Genomic DNA, 15,332 nt, shown 5'->3' with positions numbered 1-15,332 from the left:
AAGATCCATGACTCCATAGAGTGATGAACGGTACGCCGATCCCCGTTCGTCCCCCACGGGTGTCACCCTGCTACCGCCAACAACACTGCCACCACGGGGCACTTGAAACTTCGACGACACTCCTGCCTCCCTGGACAACGTCAAACTCGTTGCTCGCGTTCCAGCACGCGATGGTGAGAGAGGGACGGGAGGGAAAGGCGAAAGGGGAGGGAGCGAAGACGACGAGGGAGGGAAGGGCGAAGGGAGGGGAAGAGGGAGTCGGCCGCGCCGGCCCCTATTCCCCTCCTCCCCGCCCCTCGCTCCCCCGCGGCCGGTCCGGCCGGGCCCGGCGGGCCGGCGGGAAGCGCGCCTCATTGCGCTCGATCTTTGCGGCGAGCGCGGTCAGCGCATCGATCCCCAGCGCCTCACAGAACTGCAGCAGATACGCCAGCACATCCGCGACCTCGTCCTCGACCCGGCCGGCCGCCTCCGGATCGGACATCACCGTCGACGATTCCTCCGGGGTCAACCACTGGAAGATCTCGACGAGTTCGGCGGCCTCGACGCTCAGCGCCGCGGCGAGGTTCTTGGGGGTGTGGTACTGCTGCCAGTCGCGGGCGGCCGCGAACTCGGCCAGCCGCCGCTGGAGGGCATGAAGATCGTCACTCATACCCCTAGATGTAGCACCTGCACACCGGGCAGCCCCTCGGCGACCGACGGATCCCGTACCGCCCCCAGCAGCCGGACATGACCGCGTTCGGTCATCCGTACCGCCAGCGACAGCAGTTCGCGCGCCTGTCGGCGGTCCAGGCAGCGGTCGAGACCGTCCGCCATGACCGTCAGCTGCTGGCAGGCCGACGGAATCTCCCCCGCCGGGTCCATCTCCAGCACTCCGGGCCCCGTCAACAGCACCAGCGCCAGCGCGAGAAACCGCAGTTCACCGTCGCCGAGCTGCTCGACGGGCATCATGCCCAGGGCACCCCGGTCGACCACGGCCCGCATCCCGTCCGTGGCAGGCGACGCTCTGACCGCGCCACGGACCGTACGCGTCGCCACGCCGCACTGGCCCGTGCCACCGTCACCCCACGCCGCAGCCGACGCCCCCGGTTCGGTCCGCTCCGCGCCGTCCCCGGGCACGACCCCGGTGGCGGCCGCTCCTGCGGCGGGCTTCACCTCCCGGGGCACCGCATGCAGCCCGTCAACCGGCCCCGCACACGCATCCCGTACCACCGCCACCAGGAGCGCATGCCGCCGGGTGCACTCGCGGCTCGTACGCTCCAGCACCGCAGGGAGGTTCTCGCACGACGACCGCAGTCTGCCTTCGTCGGCCTCCTCGTCCCGCCCCCAGCCACCGGCCGCACCGGGCCGGACGGCCGACCGCCCCCGAGTAGCCGCGCCCGCCGCCTTCGCGGTCCTGGCCGCCTTGGACACCTTCACCGTCTCGGTCGCCTCGGACCCCGGAGCGCCTCCCCGCCCCGCCGCCCGCATGACCTCGGGCCGGGGATCGCAGGCGAAGACCGACCGCAGCGCGACCACGACCTGCTCCGCAGCGGCCAGGACCAGCCGCTGCCCGGCAGTCTTGCCCGCGACGCGCAGCGGCAGCAGCGAGGTGGCCAACCGGTCGTCGGGCAGCGGTGCGCGGGTCACCGGTGTCGCGCCGGCCGTATGCCAGGCCGCCTGTACGGCGCGGCGGGCGGGATCGGTGAGCGCCGTGGTGAGCAGCGTCTCGCCGCCGCCGGTCAACCGCTCGCCGACGATGCGGAGTTCGGGTTCGGCCTGTACGGCGAGATCCAGGTGGACGAGGCCGACCGGACCGTCGACCGTGCAGCCGATACGGAAGCCGCGTCGACCCTGTTCGTCGGCTCGCGCGCCCGCCGGAATGCATGCCTCCGGGCCGCCCGCCACCTTCCCGACAGCGTGCGCCAACGGCTCCCCACTGCCGAGCCGGGAGAGGATCTCGTACGCCTGCAACGCGCTGGACTTGCCGCTGCCGCTCTCACCGGCCAGCAGGGTCAGCGGGCCGATCGGCAGGGTGACACCACGATGGATCTTGAAAGCGGAGAGCCGTAATTCGGTGACCGCCGGACGCACACTGTATGTATTCACACGGGGACGCTATGCAGCGACCGGTACGGAGAACCGTTACGCCCAACAGCTCTTCCTACGAATGAGGGACGGCCCCGGTGACCGGTTCGGCAACCTCCGTACCGAGGGGCGCAAGCAAGAAGACATTGGTGTCGACGCGGTGCATGCCGCTGCCGAGCCCGAAGACGACGCCGCTGGAAAAGTCGAGAATGCGCTTGGCGACGTCGGTGTCGGCGCTGCTGAGGTCCAGCAGGACCGGAATCTGCGCCATGAGGTACTCGGCGACCTCGCGCGCGTCCGCGAAGGTCTGCACGCGGATCACCATGAAACGCCGCTTCTCCTCGGCCGGTTCGTCGTCCGGGAGCGCGCGGTGGTCGGGCCAGGACGGCCACTCGCTGCTGCTGCGGAGCGGGACGACCTCGGCGAGCCCTTCCCACTGCTCGTCGGTGGCATCGGGGCCGTTCACCGAATCACCTCACTCAGAGGGGCACTGGCTTTCTGCGGTTCCTGCGGCATCTGCGATTTCTGCCGTGTCTGCGATTTCTGCGGTGTCTGCACCGCGCGAATCCTACCGATAAACATATAAACCTCGGCGGATGCGACACACGTGGCGTCACCTCCCTGTCCCATCCTGCACCATGGCCCTGACCTGTGCGGACACCCTTGGCAGATCGGGCGTCGCGTTTCTGCGGGGCGGGTCGTTCACCGTTACGGTCCACCCCTGTGGCGGCCGTTGCGAAGGGTGCGGGCATTCTCCGGGCCGCACCCCCCACCAGGCCGCCGGGCGCCATCGGCGGTCCTACTGCGCGGCGTCCTGCGGGTACCAGCGCAGCTCCACGGTGTTGCCATCGGGGTCGGCGACGTAGACCGACTGTGCGTCACCCCGGGCGCCGTACCGGGTGACCGGCCCCTCCAGCACCGTGAACGTGCCCGAGTCGATGACCTCCTGCCAGTCCAGCGGATCCACGACCAGGCAGATGTGGTCCACATTGGACTCGCCGCGGGGTCGGTCGACCAGGTCGATGATGGTCGTCGGGCTCACCCGAACCGACGGGAACGGGGCTTTGCCGGCCCGCCACTCCGCCACTCGTACCGGCTCCAGACCGAGCGGGCCGCAGTAGAAGTCCAGTGAGCGCTCCAGGTCCTGAACGTTGAGGACGAGGTGATCGAAGTCCTTGACTCGCATGTGAGGGTGGTCCTTTCTTGGAGGCGTGGGGGTGCTTGCCCGTTTGCGGCCACTCGGGTGGCGGCTGCCGTGTCCATCCTCGCCGGTCCGGCCGGTCCGCTGGGAATCGGCCCCTGGGGGCGGGGAGGCGGCACCGGGCGGGCGTGACCGGTGCCGCCTCCTGGTAAGCGGGCCTGTCAGGCGGTGGCGCCGTCGGCCGCTTCCCGTACGGGCGCCGTCGGCGGGAAGGGGATGTCGGCCAGTACGGGGATGAGCGCCTCCTCCTCAAAGTCGAGGTGGGCCCGCAGTTCCTCGGTCATCCGGTCCAGTTCGGCGCGGAAACGGGCGGGGTCGGCGGTGGCGATGTCGGAGAGCAGGGCGTGGAGTTCGCCCTTGATACGTGCGACGGTGCGGTGTTCGGCGCGGAGGCGGCGGAGCGCGTCGCGGAGGTGGGGGTGACGGCGCTCGAGGGCGGGGAAGATGTGCGCGTCCTCGCCGGTGTGATGGAACTCCAGGGACTCGCAGAACGCCAGGCAGTGCTGCCGCAGTTGCATGCTCAGCCCCGGTGCCGGCGGGGCGCCGGGTCCCTGGTGGGCGGCCCGTGCGGCGAAGTGGGCGTCGGCTTCCTCCCGTACCTGGTGCAGTTGCACACGCAGCCAGGAATGGACCTCGAGGAGCTTCTCCGCGAGGTTGGTGACCTCGCGCGGCCCCTCGCCCTCCTCCGGCTCCGAGCGTCGCAGGGTCACGACCGGCAGGCTGCGGGTCGTACGGCGCTGGTAGTCCGCGTATCCGGGTGCTGCCCGCACCACCTGCTCGAACAGCCGGTCCCGCCGGTCGCCCTCGGCAGGCACCGCAATGGCCGCAAACACTTCGGTGCCGACCTCCACCCGGACCATCGGGTGGGCAAGCAGGTTGTGGTACCACGCGGGGTGCTGGGGTGCGCCACCGGCGGATCCGACGATCAGCAGCAGATCGCCCTCGCGGAAGTAGGCCAGGGGCGTGGTGTGTTCCTCCCCCGATTTCGCACCGGTGGTGGTGAGCAGGAGCAGATCACCGCCCTCGAAGGGGCCGCCGACCCTTCCCTCGTTGGCGCGGAACTGCTCGATGACCCACTGGTTGAAGTCGAGGGGGGTGGGGGTTGAGGGGTTTGACTTGTCGGGTGTGTTGGCTGTTTTGGGTGTGGTGGGCTTGGTGGGTGTGGTGGGCGTGTTCGGTGCGTTCGTCATGCGGTGGCGGTTCTCTCCGGACAGGTTGATTACGGCGTGGTGCGCGGCGCGCTCGTGGTGAGAGAGGCGGTGCGCAGCGTGCGGTGGCCGCGGGGCCCTTCGTCCGGAAGCGGGTGGTCGAGCGCCGGTCAGCGGCAGGGTGAACCATCGCGCGTTGAGGGCGCGGCCAGGTGTGCGGTGATGGCATGCACCCATGGCAGTGGCTCCACCCGTGCCGTCGGGCACCGGTGATGTCGGACACCAAGGATCAAAGGGACGACGCGCGGACGCACTCGCGTCATATGCAGCTACTCAGGTGCATCTACGCGGTGACGGCAGCTCGCTCAGATGCGGCGTGCCCAGACGTAGTTGTTGAGTGCTGAGCACTGAGTGCAGAGCGCTGATTCCTCAAAGGCGGGATGCGGAGTATGAACTCATGGCGTGTCCCTCGAAATACGGTGGTCGCCCAATCACCGACCGGCCCACTTCTCTTTGGTCGGCGTCACGCGCCACGCGGCTCATTACAGTCACCGGCACGCCGTCTGTCAACGTGGAGCCTTGCGGCATCACCACTCCGACCTGCGTCGCTGCCTGGCCTTGACGTCGGCGTCAAGGTCTACCGTCCATGGCAACTTGTCCATCAGGACCGGCCATGGACCGACGCGGGGAGGCTCGTAGATGCGGATCGGCGATCTGGCGCAGCGGACGGGGACCACGACACGCGCCTTGCGCTATTACGAGTCGCGGGGACTGCTCACCGCTGGGCGTGACGGCAACGGCTATCGCGACTACGGCGAGGACGATCTGCGGGTGCTGCGGCAGATCCAGGTGCTGCAGGGCCTGGGGTTCGAGCTGGAGGACACCCGGCCGTTCGTGGAGTGTCTCCAGGCGGGACATCCGACGGGAGACGCCTGCCCCGCATCCCTCGATGCGTATCGCAGGAAGCTCGCGGAGCTGGACCGCTGCATCGCAGACCTTCAGCACGTACGGGATTCGCTGCAGCGGCAGTTGGGGCGGGCGGAGGCGGAGTCAGGAACCACTGCGATACCGGCGCCGCTCTGCGAGCTGTCCTCCCTCGGCGGACCGGCCGCGTCCGTACCCACCCAGCAGGAGAGCTGATGCCGCAGACATACAGCACCGATGTGCCGATCGTTACGGACGCGACATTCGACGAGGAGGTCCTGCGGTCCGAACTGCCCGTGCTGGTCGACTTCACCGCCGGCTGGTGCCCGCCGTGCCGGATGATCAAGCCGGTGCTGGCGGAGATGGCCAGGGAGGAGGCGGGTCGACTCAAGATCGTTCAGATTGACGTGGACAGCAATCCTCTGACCCAGCGTGCCTACGGCGTGCTGTCGATGCCGACGCTGATGGTCTTTCGCAAGGGCGAGCCGGTGAAGTCGCTGGTGGGTGCGCGCCCGAAGCGGCGATTGCAGCAAGATCTTGCCGACGTGATGTGACGCGGGCTGTGGGCCGCCATGAGCAGGGGCGGCGGGCGGGCGCCCTGACGGTCCCTCTTCCGGGGAGCCTGGGTATTGTGACGCCGTGTGGGGGACAGCACGATATGGACGGTGGCGATCGCGGCGCTGACCGGGGGTACCGCGGTACTCGCCAGTTGGGTCACCAGCCGTGGCAGTACCCAGGCTGCCCGGATCCAGGCGGAGACCGCCGCACGTTCACAGCGTGCCGAGCGGCTGCGGGAGAGCCGGCGTGCGGCCTATCTGGATCTGATCGAACGCACCCACCTCATGGGCGAGTTGTTCTGGGAGATATCGACCACGCTCCGCCTCCCCCACTCCGAGGAACGCACCGCCGCCCTCGGCGTGCTGTACGACCGCCAGATCTCCGAGTACGCGAAGATCCGCCGCTGCGCCCGCGTGGTCGAGCTGGAGGGCCCACCCGGGGCGGCCGCCGCGGCGCTGGCCGTGCAAAAGGCGACCGGGCCTTTCCACGCAGCCCTCAAGGCCGCTCTCGACGGTGATCGCGACAGCCCTGTTGCGTTCGATGACGCTTTCAGCCCTTTCTGGAAAGCGCTGGAAGACTTTGTGGACGCGGCCCGAGCCGCCCATCAGCTGGAGTGAGCGCCGCCCCTCGGGGTGGTCCCATCGCGCCACCGCGGCCGCAAAAACTTTCACAAACAGGCAGTTTTGGTGTCCGGGCGAATCCTCACTACGATCCGGCGATGATCATAAGAAAACGGCTGGCGGCCGGGGTGTGCGGGCTGCTCGCCGCCCTGGCCGTCGGGCTCCTGCCGGCACAAGCCGTCGCGGACGAACCCGACGCAAAGCCCACCCCCAAGGTCGAGTTGGTGCTCGACGTCAGCGGCTCGATGCGAGCCCGCGACATCGACGGACAGTCGCGGATGTCCGCGGCGAAGCAGGCGTTCAACGAGGTGCTGGATGCCGTACCACACGACGTACAGCTCGGCATCCGTACGCTCGGCGCCAACTACCGCGGTGACGACCGCAAGCTCGGCTGCAAGGACACCAAGCTGCTCTACCCGGTCGGCCCGCTCGACCGGACCGACGCCAAGACGGCGGTGGCGACGCTCGCCCCGACCGGCTGGACGCCGATCGGCCCGGCCCTGCTGGGTGCCGCCGATGACCTCAAGGGCGGCAACCAGGCCCGCCGGATCGTGCTGATCACGGACGGCGAGGACACCTGCGCCCCGCTCGACCCCTGCGTGGTGGCGCGCGATATCGCGGCGCGGGGCATCCATCTCACCGTCGACACACTCGGCCTGCTGCCGGACGCCAAAACGCGTAACCAGCTCAGCTGCATCGCGGAAGCCACCGGCGGCACGTACACCTCGGTGAAGCACACCGGTGAACTGCGCGACCGCGTCCATCAGTTGGTGGACAGAGCCGCCCATCCGGTCGTCACCCCGGTGGCGACCAAGGGAGCACAGCAGTGTGACGGTGCGCCCAAGCTCACGCCCGGTCTCTACAGCGACCGGGAGAAGTTCGCCGAGCACCGCTGGTACCGGGTGGATGTCCGGCCCGGACAGGAACTGCGGGCGTCGGTGAGCGTGGCCGCGGACCGTGCGGTCAACAACGACTACGGGGTGCTGTTGCAGGCCGCGACGGTCCACGGCCGGGAAATCGTGCGGGGGTCGGAGGCCGGCAGCGGACGGACCGATGTGATCTCCTCCGGGCTGCGCTACCCCAAGCCGCCGGCCGACGCCCCCGACGGGGCCGACGAGCCCGCGGCGGAGACGGTGTGCCTGCAGGTCAGCAACTCCTTCTCGGCACCCGCCTCGGTCAAGACCGAGCCGGGTCTGCCCGTCGAGCTGGCCGTCGACCTGGTGGACGCGCCGCACGACGCCGCCGACGCGGCCTCCTTCGGCCTGGGACGCGGCTGGTGGCTGCTGGGCGCACTGGTGCTGACCGGCCTGGTCGCCGGGCTGCTGTGGGGCTGGATCTCGCGCTGGCGCATTTCCGTCTGGAGGACCAACTGATGCGTATCGTGCGTGTGCTGACGGGACGTGGACCGGTGCGGCGTGCAGCGGGCCGGACCGCACGTGGGGGGCGTGGACCGGCACTGCGTGCCGTGACGTCCTGTCTGGTGGCGGGCACCGCGCTGTTCGGAGCGGCGGGTGTGTCCGCCGCCGACAGCCCCTCACCCAGTGCCTCGACGGATTCCGGCACGGACCCGAACGCGGATTCCAGCGCGAGTCCGGGTACCGACGGGCCCACCGAAGCCGGGACGTCGTTCCGTACGGCGACCGCCGTCAAACCGGGGCAGCGGGCGACGGCCAGCGCGTCGACCGGTGACTACCTCTACTGGGTGGTGCCGCTCGACCAGGGGCAGCGGGCCACCGTGAAGGCCAAGGTGTCGCTGCCCAAGGCCGCCCGGCACGGGGCCGCCACCTGGCAGCTCGATGTCTACGACGGGCTGCGGCGCCGGCAGGCGTGCCAATACGGGGCGCAGACCAGGACGGCGGCGCGGGACGCGGACTCCGTCGAGCTGTCCTGCACGCTGCGCACGGTCCGCGGCTGGGCGGAGCCGTGGGCGAACGATCCGCTGCCGGGCAGCTACTACGTGCGCCTGACGGTGGTCGATCTTCCGCAAGAGGATCTCGGTCTGCCGGTGCATGCCGAGGTCCGAACCGATACCGCCGACGCAGGCGGTGCGCAGGCCGTTGACGGTTCGCTCGCCGCACCCCTCGTGCCCGGTGCGGGCGTCACGACGCCGCAGGGCGACGCGACGCCCACGGAAGGGGCGACACCCACCGACGGGGCGACGCCGCAGGACGGGGCGAGCGCATCGCCGGACCGGGTGACGGCGGCCGCGCCGGACGGCGGTTGGTCCTCCGGCTGGTGGTCGGACCGCTGGATCTGGACCGCGGTCGGCGGACTGCTGGCGGCCCTGGCCGGGATCGGCGGCTACTCCCTGACCCGTGGCTCGGGCCGCCCCGCTCGGGTGCCGCAGCGCGACTGATCCCTGCGCAGGCTGTCGTGCCGTGCCCCTACAAACGTGATCGCGTCATTGGCTCGCGGTGACATTTGTAGGGGCTTTTCCCTTTCCATATGTGGGTGCGGATCGATGACTTTCTGCATCTCTCCGTGATCGCTGGGTGACCTACCGTCGAACCCATGAACAAGGACGCGGGAAACCCGCAGCAGACGCAACCGACGCAGCCGACGGCACTCACGGCCGCGAGGCGGCACAGCAGGGCGCAGTGGCCCGGCCCGCAGGGGCGGAGCAAGGTAGAGGGTGTGGAACGGAGCGAATCCATGAAGGACGTCATCACTGTCGGCCTGGACGGTACGCCCGAGTCGTTGTCCGCGGCGCGGTGGGCGGCGCACGAGGCGCGGCTGCGCAATGCCCGGCTGCGGCTGCTGCACTCCTGGGTGATGCTGGCGCCGGAGTCGTCAGCGCACCCCGTCGATGAACGGGACCAGAACTACTGGCCGCACCGGATCATGAACGAGGCGCGGGAGGCCGTACGGGCGCAGGAACCGGACCTGCCGCTGGAGGAGTCCCTGGCGACCAAGGACCCCTTGGAGGCTTTGGAGGAGGCCGCCGGGGAGTCGGATCTGATGGTCCTGGGGTCGCGGGATCTTGGTGCCGTATCGCGCTATGTGCTGGGCGAGATCGGGCTGCAGATAGTCGCGCACACCGAGACTCCGGTCGTGCTGGTACGGAACCGGCAGGAGCCGTCGGCAACCGAGAGCGACCGCGATGTGGTGGTCGGGCTGAGCCTGCACGAGCCCTGTGAGGCGCTGCTCGACTTCGCTTTCCACAGCGCTGCGCGCCGCCGTGTCACGCTGCGTGTCGTACACGGCCGGCATCTGCCGGCGCATGCGTACAACCGCGGTGGCGGGGTGGAGCCGTACGTCGCGGAGATGACGGCCAAGGACGCGCAGCGGGAGCTGGCCGAGGCACTGCGGCCCTGGCGGGAGAGGTTCCCCGAGGTGCGGGTGGCGGAGCGGGTGGAGCTGGAGAGTCCGGCGCCGGCACTGCTGCGCGATGCCGTTGAGGCGGGGCTGCTGATCGTCGGACGGCGGCACAAGCGCCGGATGCTGGCGGCGCGGATCGGACATGTGGTGCAGGCGGCCGTGCATCACGCGCCCTGTCCGGTGGCGGTGGTGCCGCACGAGTGAGGGGGTCACGGGGGCGTCTTGTCGAGCGGGCGGCAGGAGGAAGCGGAGGCAGATCATGGCGACGACAGCGGAGTGGGACATTCATCTGTACCTCTCCGAGGAGGACGGGACGACCAAGGCACGGGTGGAGCTGGACACCGGCACCATCGCACTCACCGGACACGGCGTCGCCCGCTGCAATCCCCAGGACGTCGACGTACCGGCCATCGGGGACGAGCTGGCGGCCGGGCGCGCGATGCACGACCTGGGATCGAAGCTGATACGCGTGGCCGACAACGACATGGCGGACGCGGGCGCAGCGCCGCCGGAGCCGGGACCGCGGCAGGTCTACGGCTGGATGAACGAGATGGCGTAATGGATGCGCGTGCCTCGCCTCCGCGCCCGACAGCCGGATCGGTGCCGAACGAGCCTGGCAGCCCCGCACGGGCGGTGCCCGTCGCCACCCCCGTAGGGCCGTTCGGCCCCTCCGCCCGGCCTCCCTGACATGCGACGGTCGGTACACGGGCGGAAGGCGGTGGTGTGTGATGCCGCTCGGGAGGTTCCTGGCGCGGTTCCGGCGCGGCCCGCTGTGGCGCGGCTGTGATGTGGCACAGGCGTGGTTGGTACTGGTCACGGCGCTGCTGATAGCGGTCGCGGCACCGGCCGCCGGGGTGACCGCGGGGCAGGCGGTGGCCGACGCCGCCGCCCGGCAGAGTCATGCCCGCCACGGAGTCGCGGCCGTGGTGACCGAGGATCCCCCGGTCCGCATCGGGGCGGATCCCACGGGCGGCGTCGGCGGCCGGGTGCATGCCACGGTGCGCTGGACCGCCGCCGATGGCACGGCCCGTACGGGAGTGACCACAGTGCCCGCGGATCTGCGGGCCGGCGACCGGACCACGGCCTGGCTCGACGGGCGCGGTGTGTTGGTGCGGAACCCGGTCACCGACGGCGAGGCCCGCATCCAGAGCATCGCCGTCGGCACCGTCGCGGCGGGCGGCACCTGCCTGCTGCTGCTCGCCACGGAACGGGCCGGCAGGGCGCTGATAGACCGCCGCCGCTATGCGCTGTGGGAACGGGAATGGGCGGCCGGCGATACGCAGTGGGGGCACCGCGAGGCGGGCTGGTGAGGGGGCTTCAGTCGGCTGGTCAAGTCGTGGCCTTTCAGGCCCTGTTGGGCTTGCTCACACTGTGAGCACTGCGACGCAGGCCCGCACGGGTGGGCTCTCGCTGCGGGTGAGCCAGGCGGCACGGATGTCGCGGCGTAGCGGTGGATGGGTGAGGAGGAACCGTACGGCGGGCGGAGCGGGGTAGCGGGACATGGCGGGGATGAGGGAGGTGGCCAGACCGCGGGCCACCAGGGCGAGCTGGGTGGGGTGTTCGGCCACGGCGTAGCGGATGTCGGGTTCGACGCCGCGGGCGCGCAGGGACTGGACCAGGGCTTCGTAGGGCTCGGTGCCTGGCGGGCAGCAGGCCCAGACCGTGTCCGCGAGCTCGGCGAGGTCGACGGTGTCGCGGTCGGCGAGGGGATGGCGTTCGGACAGGGCGACGTAGACCGCCTCGCTCACCAGTTGACGCTGCGTGACGCCCTCGGGGACGGGCAGCGGGCGGTTGGCCCAGCTCTCGATGAGCAGGAGGTCGAGTTCGCCGTTCAGCAGCAGGGGCAGCAGGTCGATGGCCTCGCCGTCGACGACGGTGGGGGCGAGCCGGGGATGTGCGGCAACGAGGGCGGCCAGCGCCTCGGGCAGCAGGGTGCGTACGGCGCTGCCCACGCCGCCGATGCGGAGCGGGCCGAGCACCTCGTCGCCGAGGTCGGCCAGATCTGCCTGGGCCGCGGCGAGTTGTGCGAGGAGGCGGTCGGCGTGGTCGGCCAGGATGCGGCCGGCGTGGGTGAGTCGGACGCTGCGGCCGTGCGGCTCCAGGAGCGGGTGGCCGGCCTCGCGCTCCAGTTTGGCCAGTTGCTGTGAGACGCCGGACGGCGTCATATGCATGCTCCGGGCGGCCTGTGCGATGGAGCCGTGGGCGGCTACGGCCGCGAGGGCGCGGAGCCGGTCGAGAGTGAACACATGAGAAATGCTACCGAGTACTGAAGATAAATCGTCGCTTTTTGTTCTGGGTTGGGGGCGGCACAGTGGGGACATGGCGTGGGAAAGGAAGCCGGAGGGGACGTTGTCGGCCGGGGAGATGGCGTCCGTACGGGGGCCGCGGGAGGGCGGGAGCACCCGCGCAGCGGGCGGCGGACCGCAGGACGGTGGGCAACGGGACGGCCGGCGTGGGAATCCGGTGGCTTCGGCCCTCGCGGGATCCGCCTGTATCTCGGCGTCGGCCGTGTTCATGAAACTGTCCGGCACGAACGCGGGGACGGCCGCGTTTCTGCGGTGTGCGCTCGCCTTGTTCGTGCTCGTGCCGCTCGCCTGGCGGGAGGTGCGTCGGGCCGGCGCGCGGCCGGCGCGCCGTCTGCTGATGGATGGCTGCGCCGGGGTGCTGTTGGGCGTGGACATGGTGTTCTGGGCGGCCGCCGTCCTCGATGTGGGCGCCTCGGTCGCGACGGTTCTGCTGAATGTGCAGGTGGTGGTCTTCCCGTTGCTGGCATGGCTGGTATCGGGGACGAGGCCGTCCCGACGGTTTGTGTTCATGGCCCCCCTGATGCTGGCCGGTGTCGCGTTGGCGAGCGGGGCGATCGGGCGGCCGGAGCCGGGCAGCCATCCGGTGGCCGGGGTGACGTTCGGAACGGCGGCGGGCGTGGCGTATGCGGGCTATCTGTTCCTGATGCGGCTCGGCGGCGGGCTGGGGCACACCGTGACTCCGGTGTGCGTGTCGACCGCGGCAGCGGCGGGCGCGGCCGCGGTGATGGGCGGGCTGTGGACCGGCGTCGACCTCGGGCCGGGCTGGCCCGCCTGGGGCTGGCTGATCGCGCTCGCCCTTGTGGGGCAGGTGCTGGCCTGGTTGCTGATTACCGGCGCGCTGCCGAGGCTGGCGCCGAATGTGGGCGCGGCGCTGTTGTTGCTTCAGCCGGTGATGGCGTTCGCCCTCGGCGTCGCCATCGGCGAGCGCCCGACGCCGCTCCAGGCGGGCGGTTGTGTGCTGGTGGTCGCGGCCGTGTGGCACAGCAGCCGGACGGGGCGGGGAGGGAGAGTCCGGAGGGGAGGGAGGGGCTCGGCCGGGGGCGAGTAGGGCCGGAGTACGCCGCCAGGGAGTGGCTCGGGTGAGTTCCCGGACCGCTTCTTCGTGGGCCATGAGCGGGGTATGCGCTCGACGAGAACGGCCTGCCGGAGGTCCTGGGGCCGGGCCTTCCTCGCCGCTGCGCGTCGCGGTGCTCGGCGGGCGTATGGCGCAGTCGGGCGATGGAGTTGCGCTCGTAGGTGGCGATAGGGACTCTGGCCCTGCGGACACCGGCCAGACGCGCTTCGGCTCTTAGGGCCTGTCCGACCCTGACCCATCGGACAGGCCCTAACCCCGACCAGGCCAGGCTCACCGGTTTGAGTAGCCCCGGTGCTCCGGTTGGCGTCGTTGCATATGCGGGCGGCCAAGGACAGTGCTGGGCTGACACCGCAAGCCGTACACCGGCGGCCCTTGGTGTGCCGTCGGTGTTGCCGCTGCGCGCTTCCCCCGAAAGCCCACGCCCCCCGCGAGCCAGGCCGGAACGCCCACGCTCGCAAGCCACTCCCCCACGCCCCTCCTCCACCCGTCCCCGCGCGTCCATCACCCACGCCCACTTCCCCCCCCCCACGCCCGTCCCCACCAGTCACTCCCGCCTCAGCCCACACCCCCTCAGTCCCCCTGCGCCCGAGCGGAATTCGCCTGCGCGCGCACTGCTTCCCGACAAGGAGAAAAGATCTGTGACCACCATCTCCGCGCGTCCCACAGCTGTACCGGACCTCGAGCAGATGCCCGTTCCCCCGTTGCGCCGGTCCAGGGAAATCCAGGGCAACGTCCTGGCCGCGTTCAACAAGGACTACATGGCCTTTCGTTATGTGCGCTTTCCCGACGACAAGGGTGTCGGCGGTCGTGGCTGGCTGTCCGTCATGCTCAACACCATCTCGGTGACCGCGACGGTCGAGGACTTCAACGAAGAGTTTTCGCTCTCCCGCCGGGCCTATGGCCAGGATCCCGCCCTCACCGCCACCTGGGTGGGGGTCTCCCTCACCTATGACGGCCTCCTCCAGGTCGCCCGCGAGCCCCAGAAAATCACCGATGACCTGAAGCAGCAGTCCCCTGAATTCGTGGAGGGCGCGGCCGCACGGGCGCCGGAACTCGGAGACGTCGACGAGAGTGCCCCCGCGCACTGGAAATTCGGCGCCGGCGACAAGACCGTACACGCGATCCTCATCGTCGCCTCAGACACCGAAACCGCGCTCAACGAGAAGCTCGCCAATATCGAGGCGGCGGATGCGGCGCACGGGGTCACGCTCGTCCACCAGGACGACGGCCGCACCCTGACCGGAGAGCTGCGCGGGCATGAGCACTTCGGCTACAAGGACGGTATTTCCCAGCCGGGGGTGAAGGATTTCCACCGCCCGGACCGCGACCATCCGGAATTTCGGGAGAACCGGCCAGGGGCCCGGCTGGTCGAGGCCGGCGAGTTCGTCTTCGGCTATCCGGACGAGAGCGGCAAGAAGATCGCCAAGCCGGAATGGCTCCGCAACGGTTCGCTCCAGGTCGTGCGCCGACTGCAGCAGGACGTCAAGGGCTGGAATGACGCGGTGATTCGCGAGGCGAAGAAGTTCAAGGGGAACGGCGACGGTATCGATGCGGCTCTGCTGGGTGCCTGTCTGGTCGGGCGTACGAAGCCCGGTAGGCCCCTCGACCCGGGCGACAACCCGCTGACGGGCGTCGGCTCCAGTGCCAACGACTTCACCTACAAGAACGACCCGAAGGGCGGGCACACCCCGTGCGCCGCGCATATCCGCCGGACGCATCCGCGTTTTTTCGAGAAGACCCAGCAGCACCGCATCATGCGGCGCGGCATTCCGTACGGGCCCGCGTTCACGGAGCAGACGTCGGACACCGACCGCGGTCTGATGTTCGTGTGCTACGGCACCTCGCTGGAGCGGCAGTTCGAGTTCGTGCAGCGGGCCTGGTCGAACAACCCGAACTTCGTGCCCGGTGCGGCGGACGCCCCCAACGGCATCGACAAGCTGACCGGGCTGACCAAGACGGGAAATCCGGACGCGCGCATCGAGCTGGCCAGTGGTGAGAAAGGCACCGTGTCGATGAACCGGTTCGTCCAGACCACCGGTGCCGTCTACGCCTTCACTCCCTCCGTCACCACTCTGCGGCGGCTGGCCGCGAACGCCTCGCTGCACGGGAAAGGCTGAA

Annotated in this window: 16 protein-coding genes; 10 read left to right on the top strand and 6 right to left on the bottom strand. The window is 70.2% G+C overall.

The genetic code is table 11. The features are described from left to right. Positions 1–274: 274 nt before the first annotated feature. The 5 genes from B1H19_RS30320 to B1H19_RS30300 all read right to left on the bottom strand — a co-directional run bounded on the left by B1H19_RS30320 (position 275) and on the right by B1H19_RS30300 (position 4,455). Positions 275–649, bottom strand: a complete 375-nt coding sequence (locus tag B1H19_RS30320; protein WP_083107896.1) for a nucleotide pyrophosphohydrolase — start codon at positions 647–649, stop codon at positions 275–277. Beyond that, a complete protein-coding gene (locus B1H19_RS39095) occupies positions 646–2,085 on the bottom strand; it encodes an AAA family ATPase (protein WP_083107895.1) in 1,440 nt (479 codons plus the stop codon). The genes B1H19_RS30320 and B1H19_RS39095 overlap by 4 nt, the downstream gene beginning before the upstream one ends. 55 nt (positions 2,086–2,140) lie before the next feature. Continuing rightward, complete coding sequence (locus B1H19_RS30310; RefSeq protein WP_083107894.1) at positions 2,141–2,530, bottom strand: cell division protein SepF; 390 nt, start codon at positions 2,528–2,530, stop codon at positions 2,141–2,143. A gap of 333 nt (positions 2,531–2,863) precedes the next feature. Continuing rightward, positions 2,864–3,250, bottom strand: coding sequence for a VOC family protein (locus B1H19_RS30305; RefSeq protein ID WP_083107893.1), 387 nt, complete (start codon positions 3,248–3,250; stop codon positions 2,864–2,866). 176 nt (positions 3,251–3,426) lie between these two features. Further along, positions 3,427–4,455 carry a nitroreductase/quinone reductase family protein gene (locus B1H19_RS30300; protein WP_083107892.1) on the bottom strand — a complete coding sequence of 343 codons (1,029 nt, stop codon included), beginning with the start codon at positions 4,453–4,455 and terminating at the stop codon, positions 3,427–3,429. A gap of 657 nt (positions 4,456–5,112) precedes the next feature. Between B1H19_RS30300 and B1H19_RS30295 the strand changes: the two genes are divergently transcribed. The 8 genes from B1H19_RS30295 to B1H19_RS30260 all read left to right on the top strand — a co-directional run bounded on the left by B1H19_RS30295 (position 5,113) and on the right by B1H19_RS30260 (position 11,143). Further along, entirely contained in the window at positions 5,113–5,553 is a 441-nt protein-coding gene (locus B1H19_RS30295) for a MerR family transcriptional regulator (protein ID WP_083107891.1), read from the top strand. Next, complete coding sequence (gene trxA, locus B1H19_RS30290; RefSeq protein ID WP_083107890.1) at positions 5,553–5,891, top strand: thioredoxin; 339 nt, start codon at positions 5,553–5,555, stop codon at positions 5,889–5,891. The genes B1H19_RS30295 and trxA overlap by 1 nt, the downstream gene beginning before the upstream one ends. 87 nt (positions 5,892–5,978) lie before the next feature. Beyond that, positions 5,979–6,512: a hypothetical protein gene (locus B1H19_RS30285; protein WP_083107889.1), complete on the top strand. Its 534-nt coding sequence runs from the start codon at positions 5,979–5,981 to the stop codon at positions 6,510–6,512. Between the two features lie 101 nt (positions 6,513–6,613). Next, positions 6,614–7,888, top strand: a complete 1,275-nt coding sequence (locus B1H19_RS30280; protein WP_083107888.1) for a VWA domain-containing protein — start codon at positions 6,614–6,616, stop codon at positions 7,886–7,888. Then, on the top strand, positions 7,888–8,871 hold the full coding sequence (locus tag B1H19_RS30275; RefSeq protein WP_272482240.1) for a hypothetical protein: 984 nt from the start codon (positions 7,888–7,890) through the stop codon (positions 8,869–8,871). Before B1H19_RS30280 ends, B1H19_RS30275 begins: the two co-directional genes overlap by 1 nt. 296 nt (positions 8,872–9,167) lie before the next feature. Continuing rightward, positions 9,168–10,037: a universal stress protein gene (locus tag B1H19_RS30270; RefSeq protein ID WP_083107886.1), complete on the top strand. Its 870-nt coding sequence runs from the start codon at positions 9,168–9,170 to the stop codon at positions 10,035–10,037. 55 nt (positions 10,038–10,092) lie between these two features. Next, complete coding sequence (locus tag B1H19_RS30265) at positions 10,093–10,392, top strand: DUF1876 domain-containing protein (protein WP_083107885.1); 300 nt, start codon at positions 10,093–10,095, stop codon at positions 10,390–10,392. Positions 10,393–10,561: 169 nt separating this feature from the next. Beyond that, positions 10,562–11,143: an Rv1733c family protein gene (locus B1H19_RS30260; RefSeq protein WP_237289568.1), complete on the top strand. Its 582-nt coding sequence runs from the start codon at positions 10,562–10,564 to the stop codon at positions 11,141–11,143. A gap of 54 nt (positions 11,144–11,197) precedes the next feature. Here the strand turns inward: B1H19_RS30260 and B1H19_RS30255 are convergent, their stop codons facing one another. Then, positions 11,198–12,079, bottom strand: coding sequence for a LysR family transcriptional regulator (locus B1H19_RS30255; RefSeq protein ID WP_083107884.1), 882 nt, complete (start codon positions 12,077–12,079; stop codon positions 11,198–11,200). Positions 12,080–12,296: 217 nt separating this feature from the next. Between B1H19_RS30255 and B1H19_RS30250 the strand changes: the two genes are divergently transcribed. Together B1H19_RS30250 and B1H19_RS30245 are read left to right on the top strand one after the other, a co-directional pair. Then, positions 12,297–13,187 (top strand): DMT family transporter, encoded by an 891-nt coding sequence (locus B1H19_RS30250; RefSeq protein ID WP_237289566.1) that lies wholly within the window; start codon positions 12,297–12,299, stop codon positions 13,185–13,187. A 665-nt stretch (positions 13,188–13,852) separates the two neighbouring features. Beyond that, a complete protein-coding gene (locus tag B1H19_RS30245) occupies positions 13,853–15,331 on the top strand; it encodes a Dyp-type peroxidase (RefSeq protein ID WP_203237262.1) in 1,479 nt (492 codons plus the stop codon). Position 15,332 lies beyond the last annotated feature (1 nt).

Origin of the sequence: Streptomyces gilvosporeus (genome assembly GCF_002082195.1) — a bacterium.
Taxonomy (GTDB): domain Bacteria; phylum Actinomycetota; class Actinomycetes; order Streptomycetales; family Streptomycetaceae; genus Streptomyces; species Streptomyces gilvosporeus.
This window is presented reverse-complemented; position numbering and strand designations above follow the sequence as displayed.

What these genes read in the sequence shown, in the direction of transcription:
- B1H19_RS30260 (WP_237289568.1), top strand. Translation starts at nt 10,562, where the DNA reads ATGCCGCTCGGGAGGTTCCTGGCGCGGTTCCGGCGCGGCCCGCTGTGG.
- B1H19_RS30305 (WP_083107893.1), bottom strand. Translation starts at nt 3,250, where the DNA reads ATGCGAGTCAAGGACTTCGATCACCTCGTCCTCAACGTTCAGGACCTG.
- B1H19_RS30320 (WP_083107896.1), bottom strand. Translation starts at nt 649, where the DNA reads ATGAGTGACGATCTTCATGCCCTCCAGCGGCGGCTGGCCGAGTTCGCG.
- B1H19_RS30270 (WP_083107886.1), top strand. Translation starts at nt 9,168, where the DNA reads ATGAAGGACGTCATCACTGTCGGCCTGGACGGTACGCCCGAGTCGTTG.
- B1H19_RS30275 (WP_272482240.1), top strand. Translation starts at nt 7,888, where the DNA reads ATGCGTATCGTGCGTGTGCTGACGGGACGTGGACCGGTGCGGCGTGCA.
- trxA (WP_083107890.1), top strand. Translation starts at nt 5,553, where the DNA reads ATGCCGCAGACATACAGCACCGATGTGCCGATCGTTACGGACGCGACA.
- B1H19_RS30280 (WP_083107888.1), top strand. Translation starts at nt 6,614, where the DNA reads ATGATCATAAGAAAACGGCTGGCGGCCGGGGTGTGCGGGCTGCTCGCC.
- B1H19_RS30265 (WP_083107885.1), top strand. Translation starts at nt 10,093, where the DNA reads ATGGCGACGACAGCGGAGTGGGACATTCATCTGTACCTCTCCGAGGAG.
- B1H19_RS30300 (WP_083107892.1), bottom strand. Translation starts at nt 4,455, where the DNA reads ATGACGAACGCACCGAACACGCCCACCACACCCACCAAGCCCACCACA.
- B1H19_RS30295 (WP_083107891.1), top strand. Translation starts at nt 5,113, where the DNA reads ATGCGGATCGGCGATCTGGCGCAGCGGACGGGGACCACGACACGCGCC.